The following is a 22,985-nucleotide window of genomic DNA, read 5'->3' on the forward strand; positions in this document are numbered from 1 at the left end:
GCGCTGTATTACCTTACCCTTCTCTGCTCGCCTCGCGCTCCGCCACTGCCCGCGACGCAAACATCCAGGAAGGCAGCTCTGCGCGGCTCAGCCATGGCAATCTTGCCAACACGGCAATGATCACTAGTGCGAAAGCGAGCCGCGCCCATAGCAGACCGGAGAGGTCCGCTCCCATCAGCATGATCAGCAGCGTGTCTTCGATCAGGCTGTGGCACAGGCCAAGAAAACAGAGCGTGAGCACGATGTCCCGCGGGGTCAGGCGCCCCGAGCGCGCCTCACGCAGCAGCAGGCCCGCACCGAAGGTGAGCCCAAGGGTAATGCCGATGACGGTGATGTTGGCTGCCGCCGGACCGATACCCAGCAACCGCAGCAGCGGATAGAGCAGCTTGTGGATCAGCCGCTCCACGCCCAGCCAACCTAGCAGCCTGAGCAGGCTCATCAGCGCGAAGATCACAACGAAGATGGTCGCCAGTGTCACGACCTGACCTTGCAGCCAGGCCGTCAGCGTCGCGTCTTGAACCGAGGGTTCCCACACCACTTGGTTGGCATGCTGCAGCCAGCCACCCCACGAATAGCTCAGATGCAGCAGCCAGCCCAACAGCCAGGCACCGCCTCCGCGCAGCACGATGGTCAACCACCAGGGTACCCCAGCCAAACGGGCCACCGCCCCCTCTATCGGCAGTGAGTGCCCCACGGCCATCAAGGTGCCCAGTATCGTGACCTGCGCCACGGTCAGCGGCGTATCCCGCGTAACCTCGAAGAAGATCACCAGGCCGGTGTAGATGTTGGTCAGCAGCGTAGCGGCCCACACCACGCTGAGCGGTTCCGGTAGCCCCAGAGGTGACATCAGCGGAGACAGCCACTGGCTGAGCAGTTCGGTCATGCCCAGCATCTCGAGCGCTTTCACGATTAGCAGCGCCGGCACCATCACCTTGAGCAGTGTCCAGTACACCTTGGCGGCTTCACGCAGGAGACTACCCACCGTACCGAAAAGAGGGGTAAGGCTTCGCCTTTCACTCATCCGTTGGCCCGACCCAGACGAAGGGGTTGTGGGCAACCTCCCACAGATACCCATCCGGATCGGCGAAATAGCCCGAGTAGCCGCCCCAGAACACCTTCTGGCCGGGCTTGACCAGCTTGGCGCCGGCAGCGACCGCCTGTTCCAGCAGCTCGTCGACCTCCGCCTCCGAAGCCAGGTTGTGCGCCAGCGCGATGCCGGAAAAGCCGCTGCCCTCGGGTGAAATGCCGGCATCCTCGGCCAATGCCTCGCGGCCATAGAGCCCCAGCCAGGTGCCGTTGAGGGTGAAGAAGGCCACCTCGGGCGGCGATTCCATACGCGGCAGGCCCAACCCTTCTTCGTAGAAACGAATCGATGCCGCGAGATCGCGTACGCCGAGCGTGATCATGCTGATTCGTGGCTTCATGTGGCCTCCCGTACAGCGCGAGATCTGCTATTTGCTAAGTATGGCCGGAAGCTCAGCCTCGGCACGGGAGGCCGAGCACTTATGCTGCCACTGGCTACGACGCATGCGGTAGAGACGCACCGGCTGATGGTTGAAGCTCAGCGTATCGAAACGGCTGAATCCTACCTTTTCGGCCACCCGCAGTGACGCCGCATGATCCGGCTCCACCAGCACGATGATCGAATCGAAGCGCCGCTCTTCGAAGGCGTGATCGAGAGCGGCGACGGCCGCCTCGGTAGCAAGGCCCTGACCCCAGTAGGGCCTGGCGAGACGGTAGCCCAGGTTCCACTCGGTAGTGCCCTTCACCTGTTCGGGCGAGACACCGCAGAAGCCGACGAACTCGTCGCTTTCGCCGCTCACCATGGCCAGCGGACCGGTGCGGTGCTGGATATAGCAGTCGAAGCACCAATCCAGGAACAGGCGGGTCGCTGCTTCGTCGCAAACGCCGTGCAGCGAATGACGCATGACTTCCGGGTCGGCAAGCATATCGGCAAGCGCGGGCACATCGGCGGTGGCCAGCGGCCGCAGCCGTAAACGCGGCGTTTCCAATTCGAACATGGTCCCCCTCCCTGGTAGCGCTCGTTTATCGGTGTCGGCTGGATGGCCCTGGTGTCACGGGTACGGCAATATCGAAGTGCAGCACCTCCTCCCGCGTGCCGAGCTTCGAATAGAGCTCGATGGCAGGAGTATCGCCATGATCCGCCTGTACGAAGACCACGTAGGCACCGCGCTGAGCGGCGATGCTTTGCAAATGCTCGATCAAGGCGGTAGCGATACCCTGCCGGCGATACGCTTTTCCAACGGCCAGATCATAAATATAGATCTCACTGCGCGCCTGCTCGAACTTGTGCAGCACATAAGCAGCCAGACCGCCCACTACCTCATCCCCCTGGCGAGCCACCAGGGCAATGAAGGTGTCGCTGCCCAGCAATCGCTCCATGTAGGCCTGCTCCGGGCGCGCGGCGCCATAGGTTTCCACCTCGTTGAAGGCCTCGCCGAAAACCGTGAGCAGCTCGTGCATCAACACCGTGTCGCCGGGATTTAGCTGGGTCAGGATGAAGGCATCGGGGGGCATGGGCTGAGCGCTCTCTTATCGAACCATTCTTTGGCTTAGCGAGCCATCCTCTGCGCCTGCTGCCTCAGCGCTTCGAACTCCTCTGCGCTGACGGCATTGCGCTCGGCATCGAGAATATGACCGCCAATGTCGGCAATGGCCTGAGTAATCTGAATCAGTGTGTCGGGATTACGTGCCACGCTGCGCTTGCTGATGAAGTGGATCAGGATGGAGACCCCGGCCACGGTGGGCTGGTCATCGCCATCGTGAATGGGCGGCAACGTGCCCGGCGGCGACGAGTTGGCGATGGTCAGCTTGTAACCGGCGAGAGGGTCGCGGATGGTGTAAACGCCGAGCTTGGCGTCGTAGTGCGCGTTGTACTCCTTGAGCAGGCGGGCAAGACGCCGATTGGTGTCCAGGCCCGGCCAGTCGAGGATCACGAACAGGCACTGTTTGATTTCCTTGCTCGACACGACCTGAAAACGGCGCATCGGCTCAGGCTCGGTTGGCTGAGCGGACGGCACTGGCTCAGTGGACTGAGTAGGGGGCACTGGCTGAGTGTCGACTACCCGGGCCTGAACCCGCGGAGCGAGCTCGGCATCTTCGCGTTGACGTCGGCTCTTGATGAACGCCACGAAACACAGCAGCGCCAGCAACAGCGCGACACCCGCCACGATCAAAACGCTTACGACCGGATCCATCCTGCATACCTCGACCTTCACTGGCCCACGATATTACCCCTGCCACCTGCTCGCACCTGATGGGCAAACGTGTAGCCATTGTTATTTTACGTAATGCTACGCTCTTTTGCCACGCCGTGCATGCCGACTTCTCAACGTTGGAGGCCGGCCAAGGCGAGCTCACGACTTTACCATAGGAAACGCATTACGCTGCGTTGAAGCATTTCGATGGCAGCGCGGAGCGAGAGACTCCATGCTAAGGGTAACTCGAGCAGAAGAGGAGCCCTGCCATTCACGTGACGCTGGTCGCCAGTAGCGAACTGTCACGCCATGGAATGATGTGAAGGCCAGTGTTGTTGGTGCCGTCAACTCAGGAGTGCTACCCCGATGGTACGACTCGACAAGAAAGCCAAGCGGTTGTACGTGCTGGATACCAACGTTCTTCTGCACGACCCCGCTGCCTTGTACCAGTTCGAGGAACACGAGGTGGTCATCCCCATGACCGTGCTCGAGGAACTCGACAAGCTCAAGAACGGCCTGCGTGAGATTGCCCGCACCGCCCGCCAGGTCAGCCGCACCCTCTCCGACCTGACCAATCAGGTCACCTTCGACGAAATCCAGCGGGGCATCCCGATACCCCGCGCCGGCGGTACCACCCTCGGCAAGCTCCGCTTTCTCTGCTACCCAGAGCTGAAGCCGCTGGAGCACCTGGAGGAGAGCCCCGACAACGTGCTGCTGGCCGAGACCTGCCGGCTGCGTGACGAGCGCCCCGATGCTTCGGTGATCCTCGTTTCCAAGGACATCAACCTGCGAGTCAAGGCCGCCGCCCTGCACGTGCCGGTAGAAGATTACCTGACCGACCGCGCCTTCAGCGACAGCGACGTGATGCTCGAAGGGGTGCGTATCTATCCCGACGCCGAAGGCAGCAGCGGCCCCTGGGATCAGATGGAGGTCGAAGTCGAGGTGGAACGAGTCGACCACCATACCTTCTATCGCCTCGAGGGTCGGATACCCAGCGACTGGCACCTGGGCATGCTGGTTTCCGACAGCGAGAACGGCGCCAGCTTCGAAGCCATCGTGCGCGAACTGGGCCCCAACCAGGCGCGGCTGCAGTTGCTGACCAACTATCGCCACAAGGATGGCGTGTGGGGCGTACATGCCCACGACAGCCGGCAGAACTTCGCCCTCAACCTGCTGATGGACGACGACATCGATCTGGTCACCATTGCCGGCAGCGCCGGCACCGGCAAGACCTTCATGACCCTGGCCGCGGCGTTCCAGCAGACCCTGGACGCCAAGCGCTTCGAGCGCATCGTCTTCACCCGTGCGCCGATCTCGATGAGCGAAGACATCGGCTTCCTGCCAGGCACCGAAGAGGAGAAGATGTCGCCGTGGATGGGCGCCTTTCACGACAACATGGACAACCTGCTGCGCGACGAGCATGACGGCAGCACCAGTTGGAGCCAGGATGCCACCCGCAGCTTGATCGGCTCACGGGTGCAGATCCGCGCCCCTGGCTTCATGCGCGGACGCACCCTCAACGACACCTTTCTGATCATCGACGAGGCGCAGAACTTCACCCCGAAGCAGCTCAAGACTCTGCTCACCCGCGCTGGACGCAACACCAAGATCGTCTGTCTGGGCAACGTCGGTCAGATCGATACGCCCTACCTTACCGCAAACACCTGCGGCATGGCGGCTGTGGTGCAGCGCTTCAGCAACTGGCCCCATGCCGGCCACGTGACGCTGCGCAGCGTTGAGCGCTCGCGCCTGGCACTGGCCGGTGAGGAACTGTTGTAGACTCGAGCAATACATTAGGAGCGCAGCATCGGGCCTGGCATCGCCGGGCCCGATGCCTTTGGTTGGCTCGGCCACAGCGATTAACCCAGCCACAGCCCCATCAACAGAACCACGGCCACCCCCACCATGAGCGGTACGGCCAGGCGGCGGAAGCTGCGCTCGAAACGCGGCAGTTCGCTGATCGTCGCGGTGGCTCGCGTTTCCCACTTTTGCAGGCGACCGCGCAGCCGCGAGCCGCGACTTTCTCCGGCTTCAGCCAGATCGTTGAGCAGGCTCAGCAGCCGGCTTGCCAGCTGCGCATACCACCACCAGAGATCCCCCGGCAGGAGCCGCTGGGCACGACTCCACCTGCGTTTGCTGCGCAAGGTAGCCAACAGCATCAGCGCTGCCACCACCAGCCCCAGCGAAACAGGCCACAACAGGCCCGGCCATTCCGCCAACGGCGGCCAGTTGGGGTGCCGGCCGGCGAGAGGCAGCCACAGCGGCACGCTCGAGGCAGCCACGATGCTGGCCAGCCAGGCCAGCGGCATGGGCGCGTGCAAGGGGATACGGTAGCGGCCCCGCTCCTGCCACTGCCGCCACAGGGCGCGCGACATCAGCAGCGTGGTGCCGACGGCGGCCACGCTGAGCCAGGTGACCAGCGCTCCATGGCCGGCGTCATAAAGCAGCTCTTTGAAGGTCCATTTCGTCGCCAGCCCCGAGGTCACGGCCCCCGCCAGCGACAGCGCCGGGAACATGAGCAGCAGCCAGACCAGCCAGCCAGGCAGCCGGGGCGGATGCTCGCTGATGCCAACCCCGAGGAACAGGGCACCCTTGGTCAGGCCGTGATGGGCGGCGAACAGGGTGATGGCGACCAGCAGCCCAGGCCACAGCGGCGGTGAGGCCATACCGACCCCGACCAGCGTCGTGATCATGCCCATCTGGCTGACACTGGAATAAGCCAAGACCGCCTTGGGATGGCGCTGTATCACGCCGTAAAGCGCCGCGCCCAGAGCCCCTGTCAGACCCAGCACGATCACCAACCTGCCCAACGGCTCGAGTCCGGTCGCTCCCAGCGGCAGCGTGCTCAGCCAGCCGACCAAGCCAGCCTTGATCATCACCCCGCTGAGCACTGCACTGGCCGGCGTCGGTGCCACCGGATGTGCCAGGGGCAGCCATACGTGCAGCCCGATCACCCCGGCCTTGACACCAAACCCCAGCCACAGCAGCGTCGCCATCCAGGCGCCCTGCTCAGCCGTGGCGATACCTGCGCGCAGCTCGGTCAGGGTGAGCACCTGGGCGGTACCGGCCGACCACAGCAGCCCGCCGAGTATCAGCCCCTCGCCGAGCACAGCCATGATCAGGTAGGCACGTCCACCCAGGTGGGCGTCGCGGTTGCCGGCGTGCACCACCAGGCCGTAGGCGGCAAAGGTCATGAGCGCGAAGCCCAGATAGAAACTGGGGATGTCCTCGGCGACGATCAGCAGCAGGTTGCCGGCCAGGGTCAACGGCCATAACAGGGCGAACCCCAGCAGGCGACGAAAGGCATCGCCATCGCCCGATTCAGCAGCCTGCTGCTCGACAATCAGGTATCCCCGGGCGTAAAGGCCGGCCAGGCCCCACAGCAAGGCACTGAACAACAGCCAGGGACGGCGGCCATCGTCGAGCTGCCAATTTCCGCCCAGCAACCACCCTTCCATCAGCAGCTGCGCTTCACCCGGCCATAGTGCCAGCAGCAGGGCTGGCATCGGAGCGGAGATCCACCAGTAATCGAGCAGTGCCGGGCGCGGGCCGGGGCGCCCCAAAGCCCCATTTTCCACGACAAGGAGCAGCACGTTGCGCAGCGCCAGCCCCAGCGGCCAGAGCAGCGTCACGGCCAGCAGCAGGCTCGGCATCATGGCGTGTACTCCTCGGCGGTCACGAAGGTGGCCAGATCCAGAGGACTGAACGGCAGCCCGGCGAACAGCCCCGCCATGATGCTGAACAGGGCCGTGGCAACCGCCGGCCACAGCAGCCAGCCGCTGGTCTCGAAGCGTCCGAGATGGCGCTCTTCAGGCCACTCGCCGACACCGTGGGCCGGCCCCGGGCGGAACCACAGGCGATAGAGAATGGGCAGGAAGTACGCCGCGTTGAGCAGGCTACTGGCCACCAGGACGAGAATCACCCAAGGCATGTTCGCCTGCACCGCCCCCATACCCAGATACCACTTGCTGATGAAGCCGGCCACCGGCGGCAGTCCGATCATGCCAAGCGCTCCCACGGTGAAGGCGATACTGGTCAGCGGCATGCGCCGCCCGGCACCGTTGAGCTGATCGATCCGGTGGATGCCGAGCTCCTCGGCATAGTTGCCGGCACAGTAGAACAGCGTGACCTTCATCAGCCCCTGGTGCATCAGGTGCACGAGCCCGGCGATGGTACCGAAGGGTCCGAACAGGCTGATACCGAGCACGATGTAAGAGACCTGACTGACCGTGGAGAAAGCCAGCCGCGGTTTGAGTTCCTGCTGCGCCAGGGCGCGCATCGAACCGTACAGGATGGTGACGGTGGCGATGACCGCCAGCAGGGTGAGCAGGCCCAACTGATAGGTCAGGCCGATGCCGTAGACATCGTACACCAGCCGTACGATACCGAAGGCCCCCGCCTTCACCACCGCCACCGCGTGCAGCAACGCACTCACCGGCGCCGGCGCCACCATGGCCCGGGGCAGCCAGCCGTGCAGGGGCACCAGCGCCGCCTTCACCCCGAGCCCCAGCAGCATGATCAGGAACAGCACGGTCAGCAGTCCATGCGCCTCGGGACCGAGATCGGCCAGTATTTCGCGCTCGCCGAAGGTCACATCGCCTACCATGACGTGCAGCGCTACCACGCCCAGCAACAGCACCAGTCCACCGGTGAGGGTATAGCGCAGGTAGGTGGTGCCGGCATTCAACGCCTTGGCATGCCCTCGGTGCACCACCAACGGATAGGTAGAGAGCGTGAGCAGCTCATAGAACAGCAGAAAGGTGAACAGGTTGCCCGCCAGGGCAATGCCGACGGTACTGGCCACGCACAGGCTGAAGAAGCCGAAGAAGCGCTTGCGGTTGGGTGAGTCCTCCAGATAGCCGATGGCGTATATCGTAGTGGCCAGCCACAGCAGCGAGGAGAGGCCGGCGAACATCAGCCCCAGCGCGTCCACCTGCAACAGGAAGGTGACGTCCCGCACCACGGTAAAGCTGAAGCGGTAACTCTCACCCTGATAGAGCCCCCAAACCATCAGCGCCACCAGCACCACCTTGATCATGGCGGCACCGAGGTTGAGCGCGGTACGCGCATGCCACGCTCGCTCCGGCAAGGCGAAGATCAGCGGCACCACCAGCAGTGAGGTGGCCAGCGTTGCCAGCGGCAGCCAGGGCTGACTCATGCCCCACCTCCCGCTGCCCGCAGCAGCATCAGCGGCCACTCCGCCACCAGCCCCAGCAGCAGCGATGCCAGCGCCAGCATGAGTGCGAAGAGCTCCATGCTCCAAGGCACCCGACGGTAATCCAGCGGCTCGGCATCCTCGACGAAGGAGTAGCGAAACACGCGGAAGATATAGGCGGCACTGAGCAGCGTGCCCAGCGCCAGGGCCGCCATCCACAGCCAGTAGCCCGCCTCCAGCGAGGCATGCAGCAGCAGCCATTTGGCGGTGAAACCGGCGCTGGGCGGCAAGCCGATCAGGCTGATGGCGGCGATACCGAAGCTGAGCAGCGAGAGCGGCATGCGCCGACTGGCGCCGGCCAGGCCCCTTACGTGGGACTCACCGGTGGAGTAGATGAGATTGCCGGTAGCCAGGAACATGCCAGCCTTGGCCAGGCTGTGCGCCGCCAGCTGTAGCCAGGTACCCTCCCAGGCCACTTCCGCCACCTGAGAGGAGGTGCCGATCAGCAGCGAGAAGCCGAGCAGCAGATAGCCGAGCTGAGACACCGTGGACCAAGCCACCACGTCCTTGAGCTTGGCCGCCCGCCAGGCCAACAGCCCGCCCCATAGCACGGCCGCCCCGCCCAGCCCGCCCACCAGCCAGGCGGCTACACGAGCCTCTGGCACCAATACCAGCCACAGCTGCAGCACGATGAAGAACGAGCCCTTGACCACCAGGGAGGCATGGAGGGCGCTTACCGGCGTCCAGGCCGAAGCGTGTACCGGCGCCAGCCAGGCGTGCAGGGGGAAAGCGGCAGCCTTGAGCAGCAGCCCGGCACTGAGCAGGGCCACTGACACCCACAGCACGATGCCCGGCTCTGCGGCCAGCGCCAGCCCGGCCAGATCCAGCCGCCCCCAGGCTCCGAGCAGCAGCGCTACGCCCAGCAGGAAGGCCAACGACCCTACCAGCGCCAGCAGCAGGTAGCGCATGCCGGCCGCCAACGCGTCCACGCGACCGGGCAGCAGCATGAGGCCCACCGCGGCAAGCCCCATCAGTTCCAGGCCGATATAAAGAGTGAGCAGATCGCCGGCTAGCCAGATGAGGGACAGACTTGCGGCCAGCACGCCTTGCAGCGGCCATAACCAGACCTGCTTGCCCTCTCGCCCGATCTCTTCCATCAAGTACGCCGGTGCGTAAGCAGCGCTGGAGAACGTGATGACTTGCGTCAGCAAGAGCAGCAGCAGGGTCAAGCCATTGGCGCGCCACTGCAACGTCAAGGAGCCAAGCTCGATGAGCCAGGTCTGCTCCCCTTGTGGGAGTACCTGGTAAAACAGCCCCGCCAGCGCCAGCAACGGCAATAGAGAAAACGCCATGATCGGCCAGCTGCGTCGAGGCTGCCAGCACGCTGCCAGCCCGCCCAACAGCACGGGCAATCCCAACACCAGCAGCACGACGCTGAAATCGCCGCCCAGCCTCTCGATCATGCGCCGCCCCGCTCTGCCCCGGCAGCGCAATGCGCACTACGAACTTCGAGTGCGCTGAGCCGCCTGATCAGCAGCGCCCCAAGTGCAGTGCCGAACAAAGCGACCAGCAGCCCGGTCACTACCAAACCATGGCCTGCAGCTGGGTGCTGCTCACCTACCAGACCCATCAGGATCAGAAAGATGCCGGTGCCGATGACGTTGAATGCCAGCAGCCGACGCAGCAGATGCCGATGCAGCATGAAAGCCCACAGGCCCAGCCCGATCAGGCCCAAACCGCTGACCTGCAGCGGCCCAGCGCTGTCGACCAGGCTTGCCAGCGCCATGCCGAGCATCGCCAACACTGCTAGCGCCGGCAGCAGGCGCAGCAGCCCGCGGCGCCAGGTCAGCGGTACAGGATCACGCCAGCGAGCCAGGCGCCCCCAGGGCACTCCGGCCCACAGCTTCACGTCGAGGGCATGAAACAGAAAGGCACCGGTGAGCAGCGCTCCCAGCAGCAGCTCGAGCAGCGCCAGCCAGGCAAAGCTTACGCTCCACCAGGTCAGGGCCACGCTCACGGCAAAAGCCACGAACCAGGAGCAGGCCCTCACCAGTTGGCGATCGAGCAACGCCGATGCGGCCAATGCCACCATGGTCAGTGCGAGCAGCGCATCCAGGAGTGGCGGCATAGGCCAGTGCCTCAGTGATGCCGCCGGTTGACCACCTTCTCGATCAAGGCCTCGGCTTCGTCACCTGGACCTTTTTCGAGCATATCGACGGCTTCGTGATAGTCGCAGAGATAGAGCTTGCAGGAGGCGCAGTGCACCTCATCGGTGGGGTTACGCACCTGATTGACGCGATAGAGATGGCTGCCACACGAAGGGCAGGCCACCGGCAGACGAATGTCTTCGGACGTATCGGGCATCATCACAGTCTCCTTGTGTTCAATGACCTTTAAGACCAGCACTCTTTTCAATACCTTGGGGCTTATCCTGCCTGACTCAACCCCGGAAGGCCAATTCAGGCAGGCGGTCTTCTGTTCTTAAGCCTGTCAGAGTCCGAGCTTATCTGCCACATGGTCGACGTCCTTGTCGCCCCGTCCGGAGAGGTTGATCAGGACGCGATAACCAGTCCAATGTTGAGCAGCGTCAAGCTTGCCAGCAGCAGTGCGACGTTGAGCCCCATCAGCGGCAGCAGCGCTGCAAGCTCGCCCTGCTCGACTTCCGCCGGCAGCGACCACAGGCCACGCACCAGCCAAGCGACGGCGGGCGACGCCAGCCACGTCAGCCAGGCCGCACCGGGTAGCGCGCCGAACAGCCAGGCCACCGGCACCACGGCGAAGGCGGCTGCCAGCAGCAGCGCCACCAGCCGCGCCGAGCGCAGCGGCCCCAGGCGTATCGCCAAGTGGTCGCGCCCGACCCGCCGGTCAGCGTCGATATCGGGCAGTTGATTGATCAGCAGCAGCGCGCTGACCATCAGCGTGGGGATGAGCGCGGCCGCGACCGCCGTGGCGCTGAGCGTGCCGGTCAGTGCCTGGTAGGAGCCCGCCACCATTAGCAGGCCGAAACCGACGCCGGGCGCCAGCAGGCAGAGCCAGGGGCGGCGGGTCAACCAGGCGGTATAGGCCACTACCAGACCGATGCCCAGCAAGCCGTAGAGCAGCATCACCGGACCTGTCCGCCACAGGAACCAGAGGCCTATCGCCACCACGCCGGCCAGGCACAGCATGGCCGCATTGCGCACCGCATCGGCGGCTTCGGGCTGGGCAGGCAGCGCTCCGCTGCCGCCTGAGAACGGCGTGCGCTCGGTGAGCTCATCCAGCCCTGAGAAGAAGTCATAATGCTCGTTGAACAGGTTGACTGCAGCGTGAGCCAGCAGTGCCCCAAGCAGCACCAACAGGGCATCCCACCCAGCCACCGCGTGGCCGTCGGCCCAGGCCGCGGTGATCGCCAGGCCCGCGCACAGCGGCGCCAGCACCAAGAAGTTCGGCCGACTGCTGCGCAGGCAGGCCCGCGCGGCAGAAGGTGGCGCCGCCATGTCGTTCACGGGTTTCAGCTCAGGCGGGCGTTGAGCCAGGCGGCGATATCGCCGACCTGCTGCGGACAGACCGCATGAGCCATGGGATAGCTGCGGTAGTTGACCGGATACTCCAGCGACTGCAGGCGCTGCTGGGCGGCCTTGCCCAGCGCTTCGGGCACCACCGGGTCGAAGGATCCGTGGTGAATCTCGATGGGCAGCCCGCGGTTGGCTTCGTTCAGCTCGATGGTCTCGGCGGTAGCGAAGTAGGTGGACATGGCCAGCAGCCCACCAAGCGGGGACGGGAAGGAGAGCGCTGCCTGGTAGGCCACCGCCCCTCCCTGGGAGAAGCCGGCGAGAATGATGCGCCGGCTGTCGATACCGTGGTCGATCTGCTCCTGCACCAGCGCCTGGATGCGCTCGGCCGAGGCCACCAGTTGCCGGGTATCGACACGGCGGTCGAGGCTCATCTCGTAGATGTCGTACCACGCCGGCATCACCATGCCACCGTTGATGGTCACCGGCAGCCGCGGTGCATGGGGCAGGATGAAACGCACATCGAGCCCCTCTTTCAGCGTCAGCGCCGGCACCAGGGGCTCGAAATCGTGGCCGTCGGCGCCCAGGCCATGAAGAATGAAGACGCAGGCGTCGGCCGGACGGCCGCTTCTGGGCTCGATGATCAGTTCGCCGGGATGGCTCATGGCGGGTTCCTTCGTCGTGGCTCGTATCAACCCGACACCCTACCGCAAAGCCATGACCACGGCGAGCGCCGGGCGGCTCAGAACGGCCACACCAGCGGAATCAGCACGAGGGCGACGATCGCCGTCAGCACGTTGAGTAGGCCGCCCACGCGCAGGAAGTCGCCGAAGCGGTAGCCACCGGGGCCGTGCACCATCAAGTTGGTTTGATAGCCGATGGGCGTGAGGAAACTGGCCGAGGCGGCGAACATCACCGCCACTACGAAGGGCATGGGATTGACGCCAAGACTCTCGGCGCTGGCCATGACCACCGGGAAGGTGATCACCGCCGCCGCGTTGTTGGTCACAAGCTCGGTCAGCAACGCCACCAGCAGATAGGTGCCGATCAGCAGCAGCAAGGGGTTACCGTCGGCCACACCCAGTGCCAGCCCGGCCAGGGTGGCCGCCGCACCGGAACTCTCCAACGCCGCGCCCAGACCGAAGGAAGCGGCAATGGTGAGTAGTACCTGAGTATCGAGCCCGCGCTTGGCCGCCCCCACCGAGCAGCAGCCGGTGGCCAGCACCAGCACCGCGCCCAGCATGGCAGCGTTCATCATGCTCATCACGCCGAAGGTGGCGAGAGCCACCACCCCCGCCAGGATGCTCCAGGCCAGCCAGGCCTTCTCGTGCTTGGGACGCGCCTGGCCGTTGACCTGACTGATCAGCAGGAAGTCGCGCGACTGGCGGTGACGCTCGATGAAGGGCGGGCGTGCTTCCAGCAGCAACACGTCGGCGGGCTGCAGGCGCACCTGGCCGAGGTTGCCGGCCACTCGCTCGCCGCCCCGACACACCGCCAGCACCGCGGCGCCATACAGCGTGCGAAAGTGGCCGTCGCGAATGCGCTTGCCGACGAACTGGCACTGGTCGGAGACCACCGCCTCCACCAGCCGCCGCTCCTTGAAGTCTTTCTCAAGGCTCGACTCGCCATGGCGCGACGGCATCAGACCGCGAATCTGCTGCAGTTCCACGGCGCCGTCGGAGGTGCCGGCAAAGACCAGCCGATCACCGCCCTTGAGCCGTTCGCCCGGCCCTACCACGCTGACCACGTTGCCCTCGCGCTCGATCTCCACCAGAAACAGCTCGCAGAGGTGGCGCAGGCCGGCCTCTTCCACGGTGCGGTCTACCAAGGGGCCGTTCGGGTCGACCTCCATCTCGATGGTGAATTCGCGGGGATTCTCGAACGCCGACGCCGTACCACGACGCTCCGGCAGCAGGCGCGGCGCGATGACGATCAGATAGAGCGCTCCGATCAGGGCCACCGGCAGCCCCACCCAGGCAAGATCGAACAGCCCCATCGCCAGCCCAGGATAGCGCTCCACCAGCAGGCCATGCACCACCAGGTTGGTACTGGTGCCGATCAGCGTGACGGTGCCGCCCAGGATCGAGGCGAAACTGAGCGGCATCAGCAGCCGGTGCGCCGGCAGCTTCAGGCGTTGGCTCCAGCTGAGCACGGCGGGGATATAGGTAGCGACAACCGGAGTATTGTTGAGAAAGGCACTGAGGGCAGCGACCGGCACCACCAGCCTCACCAGCGCGCCACCCTCGCGACGAGGACGCCCCAGCACATGGCGAATGATCAAGTCGATACCGCCGGTCTCACGGATGCTGGCCACCAGCACGTACATGAAGGCCACGGTGAACAGACCGGTACTGGAGAAACCGCCCAAGGCCTGACTCGGGTCGATGATGCCGAGCGTCAGCAGCAGGATGACCGCCCCCAGCAGAACGATGTCCGGGCCGAGGCGCGAAAAGGCCATCAAAGGGAAAACGGCCATGACCACGGCCAATGAGATCCAAGCATCCAGCGGCATGTGCGAGGGTTCCGTTCACAAAGGTGCTGAGCCATTGTGAAGGCTGCCGCATATTCTAAAAAGTTATTTTTAGAAATTCATTAATGCCAAAAATGCATATACCTTGCACACGAGAAACGCATGCACAGCAACGCAAAAGGCCCGCTTGCGCGGGCCTTTCGTCGCCACCGAGGTGGCACATCAACTCATGGTAAGCCGAAGCTTAGCCAATGACCTTGATGTTGGAAGCCTGAAGGCCTTTCTTGCCCTGAGTGACGTCGAAGGAGACCTTCTGACCGTCCTGCAGAGTCTTGAAGCCGTCAGCCTGGATCTCGGAGAAGTGAGCGAACAGGTCGTCACCGTTGTCGTCCGGAGAGATGAAGCCGAAGCCCTTGGTGTCGTTGAACCACTTGACAGTACCGGTAGCCATTATCGAATTCCTCTAATAGCATTGATTTTCCGGGAAATACCCGAGTTGCAGTGGGTAAAACAAGAAACTTTTCACCGGGAAATCAAGACGCCATGAGCGTTTCGATAACCACTTGCGATGTTCGACTTGCTAACCAACTGCACGCATCTTGCGCTCTTCGTCCCCACACGTCAAACACTATTTTGTGTAGGTGACGTTAATGTTACCTCGATTCGAGAATCCAGGCAGCCGCCTTCTCGGCGATCATCAGCGTCGGCGAATTGGTGTTGCCGCTGGTGATGGTGGGCATCACGCTGGCGTCCACCACCCGCAGTCCCTCGACGCCGCGCACCCGCAGATGCGAGTCCACCACTGCCATGGGGTCGTCGTCGCGGCCCATCTTGGCCGTGCCCACCGGATGGAAGATGGTGGTGCCGATATCGCCCGCCAGACGCGCCAGGTCTTCGTCGCTCTGGTACTGCACACCGGGCTTGACCTCTTCGGGACGGTACTTGGCGAACGCCGGTTGCTCGGCGATTCGCCGGGTGACCCGCAGCGAGTCTGCTGCCACGCGGCGATCCTCTTCGGTGCTGAGGTAGTTGGGCGCGATGGCCGGGGCCTGACGCGGGTCGCGACTCTTGATACGCACGCTGCCGCGGCTGGTGGGGTTGAGGTTGCACACGCTGGCGGTGATCGCCGGGTAATCGTGCAGCGGCTGGCCGAAGGCCTCGAGGCTGAGCGGCTGGACGTGATACTCGATGTTGGGGTGTTCGTATTCGTCGCTGCTGCGGGTGAAGATGCACAGCTGCGAGGGGGCCATGCTCATCGGCCCGGTGCGGCGCAGCAGGTACTCCATGCCGATCTTCGCCTTGCCCAGCCAGGAGGCGGCCAGGGTGTTGAGGGTCTTGGCTCCGGTGACCTTGTAGACCGAGCGGATCTGCAGGTGATCCTGCAGGTTCTCCCCTACCCCGGGCAGCTCGTGAACCAGCGGAATGCCGTGCTCGGCCAGAAGGGCGGCCGGGCCGATGCCGGAAAGCTGCAGCAGCTGCGGCGAACCGATGGCGCCTGCGGCCAGGATCACTTCACGCTTCGCCTTCACCCGGCTGACGCTGCCGTTGCGTTCGAGTTCGACGCCGGTGGCGCGGGGCTTGCCGCTCTCATCGGTGTCGAACAGCAGGCGGTGCACCTGGGCGGAGTGCCACAGGGTGAAGTTGCTGCGTTTTTCGCACACCGGGCGCAGGAAGGCCTTGGCGGCGTTCCAGCGCCAGCCGTCGCGCTGGTTGACCTCGAAGTAGTCGACGCCCTCGTTGTCGCCGCGGTTGAAGTCCCGCGTGCGCGGAATGCCCGCCTCCACTGCCGCTTCGGCGAAGTCATCGAGCACCTCCCACTTGAGCCGCTGTTTCTCGACCCGCCACTCGCCGCCGTGGCCGTGATAGTCGCGGTGGGCGGCATCGGCATCGCCGCCCTCGTCCAGGCGGTAGTGGTCTTCGTGCTTCATGAAGTCCGGCAGGCAGTTCTCCCAGCGCCAGTCGTCGTCGCCCACCAGCTCGGCCCAGCCGTCGTAGTCTCGGGCCTGGCCGCGCAGATAGAGCATGCCGTTGATGCTGGAGCAGCCGCCCAGGGTCTTGCCGCGCGGGTAGATCAGCGAGCGGCCGTTGAGCCCCTTGTCCGGCTCGGTCTTGAAGCACCAGTCGGTGCGCGGGTTGTTGATGCAGTAGAGATAACCCACCGGGATGTGCACCCAGTGGTAGTTGTCGCGGCCGCCCGCTTCGATCAGCAGCACCCGGTTGGCCGGGTCGGCGCTGAGGCGGTTGGCCAGCAGGCAGCCAGCGGTACCGGCCCCCACTACGATGTAGTCGAATTCCTGCTCTGCCATGGCGTGCTCTCTCTCGGCATGCCACCGGCGCCCTTAGCCGACAGCAAAGCCTCTCTCTTATGTACGGCAGTTGATGCCCGTTCGAGGCTGATCCGAGGGGAAGACCTGCGAGGAGGCGCTGTGAACCCATCCCTGGGCGCTACATTTGCCCTGCGGCGCTCTCGCGTCCTGCTCCGCTTGCAGGGCCGGTGCTGGCCATCCATGGCCAGCCCGTTCGGAGCAGTGCTCCTCACCCCTGGCAAATGACCTCCTCTTCGGTCTCCCCTCGGCGCCTCTCACTGACGCCGTGCGTATCCGTCAGCAGGACTCACTTATGGGTCGGCATGGCGAACTCGGCGCCCGCGTTGATCGAGTCGGACCAGCGCTGCATGATCGACTTCTGCTTGGTGTAGAAGCGCACGCCCTCTTCGCCGTAGGCGTGGGTATCGCCGAACAGCGAGCGCTTCCAGCCACCGAAGCCGTGCCACGCCATGGGCACCGGAATCGGCACGTTGATGCCGACCATGCCGACCTGAATGCGACGGCCGAACTCGCGGGCCACGCTGCCGCTCTCGGTGAAGCAGCTCACGCCATTGCCGAACTCGTGGTCGTTGATCAGCTGGATGGCTGTGGCCACATCGGGGACCCGCACGCAGGCCAACACCGGGCCGAAGATCTCTTCCTTATAGATGGTCATCTCCGGGGTGACGTGATCGAACAGCGAACCGCCCATCCAGAAGCCTTCGCCGCAGCCGTCGCCGGTGGTAGAGGCATCGAAGTCACGGCCGTCGACCACCAGTTCGGCGCCCTCGGCAACGCCCTTCTCGATGTAGCCGGTGATGCGCTGGTGAGCCTGGGCGGTGACGATGGGGCCCATCTCGGCGTCGAGCTCGAGGCCGTTCTTGACCTTGAGTGCGCGGGCACGCTCGGCCAGGCGCGGCACGACCTTGTCGGCCACGTCGCCCACCAGCACCGCCACACTGATCGCCATGCAGCGTTCGCCGGCGCTGCCGTAGGCGGCCCCGATCAGGGCGTCGACGGCCTTGTCGAGATCGGCGTCGGGCATCACCACCATGTGGTTCTTGGCACCGCCCAGGGCCTGGACGCGCTTGCCGTGGCGTGCGCCGTTCTCGTAGATCAGGTTGGCGATGGGGGTGGAGCCGACGAAAGAGAGCGCCTGCACGTCGGGATGCTCGATCAGCGCATCGACGGACTCCTTGTCGCCCTGCACCACGTTGAACACGCCGTCGGGCAGGCCGGCCTGCTTGAGCAGGTCGGCGATCAGCAGCGAGGCGCTAGGATCGGTGGGGCTGGGCTTGAGGATGAAGGTGTTGCCAGCGGCTATGGCCACCGGGAACATCCACATCGGCACCATGGCCGGGAAGTTGAACGGTGTGATACCGGCTACCACGCCCAGCGGCTGACGCACGGTCCAGTTGTCGATGCCGTTGCTCACCTGTTCGGTGAAGTCGCCCTTGAGCAGCTGCGGAATGCCGCAGGCGAACTCGACGATGTCGATGCCGCGGGCCACTTCGCCCTGGGCGTCGGTGAAGACCTTGCCGTGCTCCAGTGTAATGGCGCGGGCCAGCTCGTCCTTGTTGGCGTTGAGCAGCTCGAGGAACTTGAACAGCACCCGCGCGCGACGGATCGGCGGGGTATCGGCCCAGGCCGGGAAGGCGGCCTTGGCGGCGGCCACGGCGGTGTTTACGTCGGCACGGGAAGCCAGCGCCACCTGCCCCGTGACCTGACCGGTGGCCGGGTTGTAGACGCTCTGATGACGACCCGACTCGCCGGTCGTCATTTGTCCGGCGATATAATGGGCGATGGTGTTCTGAGTCATGGGTGCTCCCTCTTGTCGTAGGCTGCCCTCGGTTGGACGGCACGTCTTTCGGCACGTTCAGCGAACAGGCACACGGCTGTGACTGTCTAGACTACCGCGCCGAGAGCAAGGATCAATTGAGTAATTCAAAAGCCAGATATAAGCTTCTTTTATATCCTGACCGACTCTCCGCCATGCACGACCTACCCACGCTTCGCGCCTTCGTTACCGTGGCTCATGAGGGCAGCGTCTCCCGCGCCGCCGAGCGCCTGCATCTGACCCAGCCGGCAGTCAGCCTCAAGCTCAAGCAGCTGCAGGAAGCCCTGGGACTGACGCTGTTTCGCCGTCGCCCACAGGGCCTGGCGCTGACTGCCGACGGCCACGCCCTGTTGCCCGCGGCGGAGCGGGCACTGGCCGCCATGGCCGCCTTCGAGCAGAGCGCTCGCGCCCTGCACGGCACCCTGCGCGGCCGGCTGCGCATCGGCACCATCGTCGACCCCGAGTTCATTCGCCTCGGCGCCTTTCTGCATCGCCTGGTGGAGCGCGCACCGCAGCTGGAAACCGAGCTGCAGCACGGCATGAGCGGCAGCGTGCTGGAGTGGATTCGCCGCGACGAGCTCGATGTCGGTTTTTTCCTCGCGCCGCCCGGCGAAGGTCCCGGGCCGGACGCAGCGGATATCGGTCATCGCAAGCTGACCCACTTCCACTACCACGTAGTGGCCCCACCCGGCTGGGGCAGTCGGGTGGCCAGCAGCGACTGGAAGAGCCTGGCCGCCCAGCCGTGGATCGTCACACCGACGCTTTCGGCCCACCACCGCCTGCTGCGCGGCGCCCTCGACCCGCTCGGGGTGACGCCTCACGGCGTGGCCCAGGTGGATCAGGAAGCGTGCATGCTCGATCTGGTGCGCGCCGGCGTGGGCCTGAGCCTGGCCCGCGACGCCCTGGCGATGGCCGAGCGTCAGGAGCGCGGTCTGGTGGTGGTCGAGGGCGTCCGCCTGCCCTGCGCGCTGTGCTTCATCTGGCGCAGAGAGCGCAGTGAGGAACCTGCCGTGGCCGCAGCGCTGGAGGTGCTGAGCAGCGTGTGGGGCGAGAGTTAGAGCCGAGCCACCACCTCAGGCTGTAGTCGTGCGGTTGTCGCTAGCACCGTCTCGACCTATGATGGGAACGTTCCCATTCATCGAGTCGCCTCATGCCACGTCGCGCCACCATCATCGAAGTCGCCCGTGAAGCCGGTGCTTCCAAGACCAGCGTATCGCGCTACTTCAGCGGCGAGCGCGACAAGCTGTCGCCGGCGCTGTGCGAGCGCATCGCCGCGGCCGCCCTGCGTCTCGATTATCGCCCCAACCAGATGGCCCGGGGCCTCAAGGGGGGCCGCTCGCGGCTGATCGGCATGCTGGTGGCGGACATTCGCAACCCCTTCTCGGTGGCGGTGATGCACGGCGTGGAGCGCGCCTGCCGCGAGCGGGGCCTGGCACTGCTGGTATGTAATACCGACAACGACCCCGAGCTGGAGCGCACGCACCTGGGGCTGATGGCCGCCTACCAGGTGGAAGGACTGATCATCAACGCGTCCGGCAGCCCCGACGCAGAGCTGCAAGCGTTGACCGATCAAGGCATGCCGCTGGTACTACTCGACCGCGAACTAGGCACCGTGCAGGCCGATCTGGTGGGGCTCGACAATGCAAAGGCCATCGATCTGGCTCTCGACCACCTCGCCGAGCAGGGTTACGGCGAGCTGCTATATCTCAGCGAGCCGCCCGAGCGGGCCAGTCCACGCCGTGAGCGCCTGACGCGCTTTCAAGACGGTCTGGCGGTTCGTCGTCTGACAGGCGAGGCTTACACGATGAACGGCAGCGACGATGAACTGGTGCGAGCCATCGAGGCCTTTCTCACGCGTTCAGCTCACAAGGGCTCGGGTGAAGTGCCGCGTGCCCTGCTGTGTGCCAACGGTGCGGTCATCCTGGCCGCCACCCGCGCCATGCAAAGGCTCGGCGCACGACTCGGCAAGACCGGGCTGATGGGCATCGACGAGCTCGACTGGTGCGCGCTGATCGACCCGGGCATCACCACCCTGGCGCAGCCCACCGAAGCGATTGGCCAGCAGGCCGTCGCCAGCCTGTTGGCGAAGCCCGTCAACCCGGCCGATGCCAAGGCCAGGCAGCATCGATTCGAACCCAGGCTGATAGCGCGAGGCTCCACGCGCCTCTCAGGCTGAACTCCCAAACCGCTTGTCCAGACTGACTGACGATCATCGCCCACTCGAATGGTAACGTTCCCAACAACAAGCGAGATGACCATGAGCCACTCAAGCCCGGTTTCAAGTAAAGAGCCAAGCCCCGAGATACTCACCTTCGGTGAGGCCATGACCCTGTTCGTCGCCGATGCCCCCGGCCCCCTGGCCGAGGTGGAGCACTTCCAGCGCCGGATTGCCGGTGCCGACACCAACGTGGCCATCGGCCTGGCCCGGCTGGGTTTCCATGTCGGCTGGCTGAGCCGCGTGGGCGCCGACAGCTTCGGCACCTTCATTCGCCATACCCTGGAGGCCGAAGGGCTGGACTGTCGTCATCTCGGCAGCGACCCCACCCACCCTACCGGTCTGATGTTCAAGGAGCGTGCCCTGGGTGGCGCCGACCCGCGAGTGGAGTACTTCCGCCGTGGCAGCGCTGCCAGCCACCTCTCGCCCACCGATGCCGCCGAGGTGGACTTCACCGCCCTGCGCCATCTGCACGCCACCGGCATCCCCCCGGCGCTGTCGCCCAGCGCCCGCGAACTCTCCCGGCACATGCTGACTCAGGCTCGCCAGGTCGGCGCCAGCATCTCGTTCGATCCCAACCTGCGTCCCAGCCTATGGAAGAGCGAGGCCGAGATGCGCGATACCCTCAATGACCTCGCCAGCCTCTCCAACTGGGTGCTGCCGGGGCTCGCCGAGGGGCGTCTGCTGACCGGTCAGGACACGCCCGAGGCCATCGCCGACTTCTATCTCGAACGCGGCGCCTCGGCGGTGATCATCAAGCTCGGCCCCCAAGGCAGCTTCTACCGCGGCAGTCTTGGCGGCGAGCTGGAGTCCTTCAGCGTGCCCGGCTTTGCGGTGGACGAAGTGGTAGATACGGTGGGCGCCGGCGACGGCTTCGCCGTGGGAGTGGTCAGCGCCCTGCTCGACCGCTGCTCCCCACGGGAGGCGGTGCGCCGCGGCAATCTGATCGGCTCGCTGGCGGTGCAGGTGATAGGCGACATGGAAGGCTTGCCGAGTCGCGAACAGCTGACCGAGCTCGAGGCCAGGCTGGACCAGGGCGCCTGATGGCGCCTGTTGCCCGGTTGATAAAGCCGGCCGGCCGCGCTCAGCTCGGACCGGCTGCGTTCAGCGAAACAAGCGGCGCACCGCCAGCTCTACGCCGCGCAGCTCCGCCAGCCCCTTGAGGCGACCGTAGAGCGGATAGCCGGGGCGGGTGTCGCGGCGCTGGTCGTCAAGGATGTGATGGCCGTGATCCGGCCGCAGCGGCAGCCGCGGGCCGCCCTCGCGCTCGCGGCGCCGCTCCTCCGCCACCAGCGCGGCGATCACCGCCACCATATCGACGTCGCCGCCAAGATGATGCGCCTCGTGGAAGGTGCGCGGATCGGTGGCCTCGCGCCGGGTCGAGCGCAGATGGGCGAAGTAGATGCGCGGACCGAAGCGGCGCGCCATGTCGGCCAGATCGATGTCCTCGCGCACGCCGTAGGAGCCGGTGCACAGGGTCAGGCCATTGGCCTCGCTCGGTGCGGCATCGAGCAGCCACTGGGCATCCTCGGGGGTGGAAACCACCCGCGGCAGACCGAACAGCGGACGCGGCGGGTCGTCGGGATGAATGGCGAGTCGCAAACCAGCCTCCTCAGCCACCGGCACGATGGCGTGCAGGAAGTAGCCGAGATTCTCGCGCAGGCGCTCGGCGTCGATGTCGGCATAGCCGTCCAGCGCCTCTTGGAAACGCGCCAGGGTGTAATGCTCCTCGGCCCCCGGCAGGCCGGCAATGACGGTATCGATCAGCGCCTCGCGCCCGGCGGCGTCGAGGCCGTCGAGGTAACGCCTGGCCTCGGCCCGTTCGGCCTCGCTGTACTCGGCCTCGACGCCTGGGCGCTTGAGCAGATAGAGATCAAAGGCGGCGAAGGCCGTCTGATCGAAGCGCAGCGCCAGGCCGCCGTCCGGCAGGCGCCAGGCCAGGTCGGTGCGGGTCCAGTCGAGCACCGGCATGAAGTTGTAGCAGACGAGGTCGATACCGCAGGCCGCCAGGTTGCGCAGGGTCTCCCGGTAGGCGGCAATATAGCGCTCACGCTCGGGCGCGCCCTGCTTGATCGCCTCGTGCACCGGCACGCTCTCAACCACCGACCAGGTCAGCCCCGCGGCTTCGATCTCTGCCTTGCGCTCGGCGATGGCTTCGATCGGCCAGGCCGTACCGTTGGGTATCTCGTGAAGCGCCGTAACGATGCCGGTGGCACCAGTCTGGCGAATCTCGTCGAGGGTGATCGGATCGCTGGGGCCGAACCAGCGCCAGGTGTGTTCCATGACCAATCTC

General features: G+C 65.2%; 21 protein-coding genes. 4 read left to right on the forward strand and 17 right to left on the reverse strand.

Features of this window, described 5'->3' with window-relative positions:
• Positions 1-13: 13 nt before the first annotated feature.
• From B8115_RS19260 to B8115_RS19280, 5 genes are read right to left on the reverse strand one after another with little or no spacing between them, the layout of a single operon-like run.
• The gene (locus B8115_RS19260; protein ID WP_051004675.1) at positions 14-1,021 is read right to left on the reverse strand and encodes a nucleoside recognition domain-containing protein; all 1,008 of its coding nucleotides are present in this window, start codon (positions 1,019-1,021) and stop codon (positions 14-16) included.
• Positions 1,014-1,424: a VOC family protein gene (locus tag B8115_RS19265; protein ID WP_010629488.1), complete on the reverse strand. Its 411-nt coding sequence runs from the start codon at positions 1,422-1,424 to the stop codon at positions 1,014-1,016. The genes B8115_RS19260 and B8115_RS19265 overlap by 8 nt, the downstream gene beginning before the upstream one ends.
• A gap of 27 nt (positions 1,425-1,451) precedes the next feature.
• On the reverse strand, positions 1,452-2,021 hold the full coding sequence (locus tag B8115_RS19270; RefSeq protein ID WP_010629489.1) for a GNAT family N-acetyltransferase: 570 nt from the start codon (positions 2,019-2,021) through the stop codon (positions 1,452-1,454).
• Positions 2,022-2,046: 25 nt separating this feature from the next.
• Positions 2,047-2,538: an AAC(3)-I family aminoglycoside N-acetyltransferase gene (locus B8115_RS19275; RefSeq protein ID WP_010629490.1), complete on the reverse strand. Its 492-nt coding sequence runs from the start codon at positions 2,536-2,538 to the stop codon at positions 2,047-2,049.
• A 35-nt stretch (positions 2,539-2,573) separates the two neighbouring features.
• The gene (locus tag B8115_RS19280; RefSeq protein WP_010629491.1) at positions 2,574-3,218 is read right to left on the reverse strand and encodes a cell division protein ZipA C-terminal FtsZ-binding domain-containing protein; all 645 of its coding nucleotides are present in this window, start codon (positions 3,216-3,218) and stop codon (positions 2,574-2,576) included.
• A 366-nt stretch (positions 3,219-3,584) separates the two neighbouring features.
• On the opposite strand from B8115_RS19280, the gene B8115_RS19285 reads away from it, so the two are divergent.
• The gene (locus B8115_RS19285) at positions 3,585-4,997 is read left to right on the forward strand and encodes a PhoH family protein (RefSeq protein WP_010629492.1); all 1,413 of its coding nucleotides are present in this window, start codon (positions 3,585-3,587) and stop codon (positions 4,995-4,997) included.
• Positions 4,998-5,077: 80 nt separating this feature from the next.
• Here B8115_RS19285 and B8115_RS19290 read toward each other — a convergent pair whose 3' ends face one another.
• The 11 genes from B8115_RS19290 to B8115_RS19340 form a co-directional block, all read right to left on the reverse strand.
• Positions 5,078-6,874 carry a complex I subunit 5 family protein gene (locus tag B8115_RS19290; RefSeq protein ID WP_010629493.1) on the reverse strand — a complete coding sequence of 599 codons (1,797 nt, stop codon included), beginning with the start codon at positions 6,872-6,874 and terminating at the stop codon, positions 5,078-5,080.
• Entirely contained in the window at positions 6,871-8,376 is a 1,506-nt protein-coding gene (locus tag B8115_RS19295) for a proton-conducting transporter membrane subunit (RefSeq protein ID WP_010629494.1), read from the reverse strand. The genes B8115_RS19290 and B8115_RS19295 overlap by 4 nt, the downstream gene beginning before the upstream one ends.
• Positions 8,373-9,836 carry a complex I subunit 5 family protein gene (locus B8115_RS19300; RefSeq protein ID WP_010629495.1) on the reverse strand — a complete coding sequence of 488 codons (1,464 nt, stop codon included), beginning with the start codon at positions 9,834-9,836 and terminating at the stop codon, positions 8,373-8,375. The genes B8115_RS19295 and B8115_RS19300 overlap by 4 nt, the downstream gene beginning before the upstream one ends.
• Positions 9,833-10,501: an NADH-quinone oxidoreductase subunit K gene (locus tag B8115_RS23770; protein ID WP_010629496.1), complete on the reverse strand. Its 669-nt coding sequence runs from the start codon at positions 10,499-10,501 to the stop codon at positions 9,833-9,835. Before B8115_RS23770 ends, B8115_RS19300 begins: the two co-directional genes overlap by 4 nt.
• Positions 10,502-10,512: 11 nt before the next feature.
• Positions 10,513-10,737, reverse strand: a complete 225-nt coding sequence (locus B8115_RS19310) for a hypothetical protein (protein ID WP_141638668.1) — start codon at positions 10,735-10,737, stop codon at positions 10,513-10,515.
• 188 nt (positions 10,738-10,925) lie between these two features.
• A complete protein-coding gene (locus B8115_RS19315) occupies positions 10,926-11,849 on the reverse strand; it encodes a prenyltransferase (protein ID WP_026038248.1) in 924 nt (307 codons plus the stop codon).
• Between the two features lie 14 nt (positions 11,850-11,863).
• Complete coding sequence (locus B8115_RS19320; RefSeq protein ID WP_010629499.1) at positions 11,864-12,529, reverse strand: alpha/beta hydrolase; 666 nt, start codon at positions 12,527-12,529, stop codon at positions 11,864-11,866.
• A 77-nt stretch (positions 12,530-12,606) separates the two neighbouring features.
• A complete protein-coding gene (locus B8115_RS19325; RefSeq protein ID WP_010629500.1) occupies positions 12,607-14,376 on the reverse strand; it encodes an SLC13 family permease in 1,770 nt (589 codons plus the stop codon).
• A gap of 202 nt (positions 14,377-14,578) precedes the next feature.
• The gene (locus tag B8115_RS19330; RefSeq protein ID WP_010629501.1) at positions 14,579-14,785 is read right to left on the reverse strand and encodes a cold-shock protein; all 207 of its coding nucleotides are present in this window, start codon (positions 14,783-14,785) and stop codon (positions 14,579-14,581) included.
• Positions 14,786-14,987: 202 nt separating this feature from the next.
• Positions 14,988-16,640: a GMC family oxidoreductase gene (locus tag B8115_RS19335; RefSeq protein WP_010629502.1), complete on the reverse strand. Its 1,653-nt coding sequence runs from the start codon at positions 16,638-16,640 to the stop codon at positions 14,988-14,990.
• Between the two features lie 307 nt (positions 16,641-16,947).
• Positions 16,948-18,459, reverse strand: a complete 1,512-nt coding sequence (locus B8115_RS19340) for a CoA-acylating methylmalonate-semialdehyde dehydrogenase (RefSeq protein ID WP_010629503.1) — start codon at positions 18,457-18,459, stop codon at positions 16,948-16,950.
• Positions 18,460-18,632: 173 nt separating this feature from the next.
• Between B8115_RS19340 and B8115_RS19345 the strand changes: the two genes are divergently transcribed.
• The 3 genes from B8115_RS19345 (at position 18,633) to B8115_RS19355 (ending at position 21,736) form a co-directional block, all read left to right on the forward strand.
• On the forward strand, positions 18,633-19,535 hold the full coding sequence (locus tag B8115_RS19345) for a LysR family transcriptional regulator (RefSeq protein ID WP_010629504.1): 903 nt from the start codon (positions 18,633-18,635) through the stop codon (positions 19,533-19,535).
• Between the two features lie 92 nt (positions 19,536-19,627).
• Complete coding sequence (locus tag B8115_RS19350; protein ID WP_010629505.1) at positions 19,628-20,653, forward strand: LacI family DNA-binding transcriptional regulator; 1,026 nt, start codon at positions 19,628-19,630, stop codon at positions 20,651-20,653.
• Positions 20,654-20,728: 75 nt separating this feature from the next.
• Positions 20,729-21,736: a PfkB family carbohydrate kinase gene (locus B8115_RS19355; protein WP_026038249.1), complete on the forward strand. Its 1,008-nt coding sequence runs from the start codon at positions 20,729-20,731 to the stop codon at positions 21,734-21,736.
• 60 nt (positions 21,737-21,796) lie between these two features.
• Here B8115_RS19355 and uxuA read toward each other — a convergent pair whose 3' ends face one another.
• Complete coding sequence (uxuA, locus tag B8115_RS19360; RefSeq protein WP_010629507.1) at positions 21,797-22,975, reverse strand: mannonate dehydratase; 1,179 nt, start codon at positions 22,973-22,975, stop codon at positions 21,797-21,799.
• Positions 22,976-22,985 lie beyond the last annotated feature (10 nt).

Origin of the sequence: Halomonas sp. KM-1 (genome assembly GCF_000246875.1) — a bacterium.
GTDB lineage: Bacteria > Pseudomonadota > Gammaproteobacteria > Pseudomonadales > Halomonadaceae > Halomonas > Halomonas aerodenitrificans.

Excerpts from the sequence above, each read along its gene's own strand:
- B8115_RS19290 (WP_010629493.1), bottom strand. The coding sequence starts at position 6,874 with ATGATGCCGAGCCTGCTGCTGGCCGTGACGCTGCTCTGGCCGCTGGGG.
- B8115_RS19355 (WP_026038249.1), top strand. The coding sequence starts at position 20,729 with ATGACCATGAGCCACTCAAGCCCGGTTTCAAGTAAAGAGCCAAGCCCC.
- B8115_RS19330 (WP_010629501.1), bottom strand. The coding sequence starts at position 14,785 with ATGGCTACCGGTACTGTCAAGTGGTTCAACGACACCAAGGGCTTCGGC.
- B8115_RS19345 (WP_010629504.1), top strand. The coding sequence starts at position 18,633 with ATGCACGACCTACCCACGCTTCGCGCCTTCGTTACCGTGGCTCATGAG.
- B8115_RS19325 (WP_010629500.1), bottom strand. The coding sequence starts at position 14,376 with ATGCCGCTGGATGCTTGGATCTCATTGGCCGTGGTCATGGCCGTTTTC.
- B8115_RS19335 (WP_010629502.1), bottom strand. The coding sequence starts at position 16,640 with ATGGCAGAGCAGGAATTCGACTACATCGTAGTGGGGGCCGGTACCGCT.
- uxuA (WP_010629507.1), bottom strand. The coding sequence starts at position 22,975 with ATGGAACACACCTGGCGCTGGTTCGGCCCCAGCGATCCGATCACCCTC.
- B8115_RS19300 (WP_010629495.1), bottom strand. The coding sequence starts at position 9,836 with ATGATCGAGAGGCTGGGCGGCGATTTCAGCGTCGTGCTGCTGGTGTTG.
- B8115_RS19260 (WP_051004675.1), bottom strand. The coding sequence starts at position 1,021 with ATGAGTGAAAGGCGAAGCCTTACCCCTCTTTTCGGTACGGTGGGTAGT.
- B8115_RS19310 (WP_141638668.1), bottom strand. The coding sequence starts at position 10,737 with ATGCCCGATACGTCCGAAGACATTCGTCTGCCGGTGGCCTGCCCTTCG.
- B8115_RS19270 (WP_010629489.1), bottom strand. The coding sequence starts at position 2,021 with ATGTTCGAATTGGAAACGCCGCGTTTACGGCTGCGGCCGCTGGCCACC.
- B8115_RS19265 (WP_010629488.1), bottom strand. The coding sequence starts at position 1,424 with ATGAAGCCACGAATCAGCATGATCACGCTCGGCGTACGCGATCTCGCG.
- B8115_RS23770 (WP_010629496.1), bottom strand. The coding sequence starts at position 10,501 with ATGCCGCCACTCCTGGATGCGCTGCTCGCACTGACCATGGTGGCATTG.
- B8115_RS19295 (WP_010629494.1), bottom strand. The coding sequence starts at position 8,376 with ATGAGTCAGCCCTGGCTGCCGCTGGCAACGCTGGCCACCTCACTGCTG.
- B8115_RS19350 (WP_010629505.1), top strand. The coding sequence starts at position 19,628 with ATGCCACGTCGCGCCACCATCATCGAAGTCGCCCGTGAAGCCGGTGCT.
- B8115_RS19315 (WP_026038248.1), bottom strand. The coding sequence starts at position 11,849 with ATGGCGGCGCCACCTTCTGCCGCGCGGGCCTGCCTGCGCAGCAGTCGG.
- B8115_RS19320 (WP_010629499.1), bottom strand. The coding sequence starts at position 12,529 with ATGAGCCATCCCGGCGAACTGATCATCGAGCCCAGAAGCGGCCGTCCG.
- B8115_RS19285 (WP_010629492.1), top strand. The coding sequence starts at position 3,585 with ATGGTACGACTCGACAAGAAAGCCAAGCGGTTGTACGTGCTGGATACC.
- B8115_RS19275 (WP_010629490.1), bottom strand. The coding sequence starts at position 2,538 with ATGCCCCCCGATGCCTTCATCCTGACCCAGCTAAATCCCGGCGACACG.
- B8115_RS19280 (WP_010629491.1), bottom strand. The coding sequence starts at position 3,218 with ATGGATCCGGTCGTAAGCGTTTTGATCGTGGCGGGTGTCGCGCTGTTG.
- B8115_RS19340 (WP_010629503.1), bottom strand. The coding sequence starts at position 18,459 with ATGACTCAGAACACCATCGCCCATTATATCGCCGGACAAATGACGACC.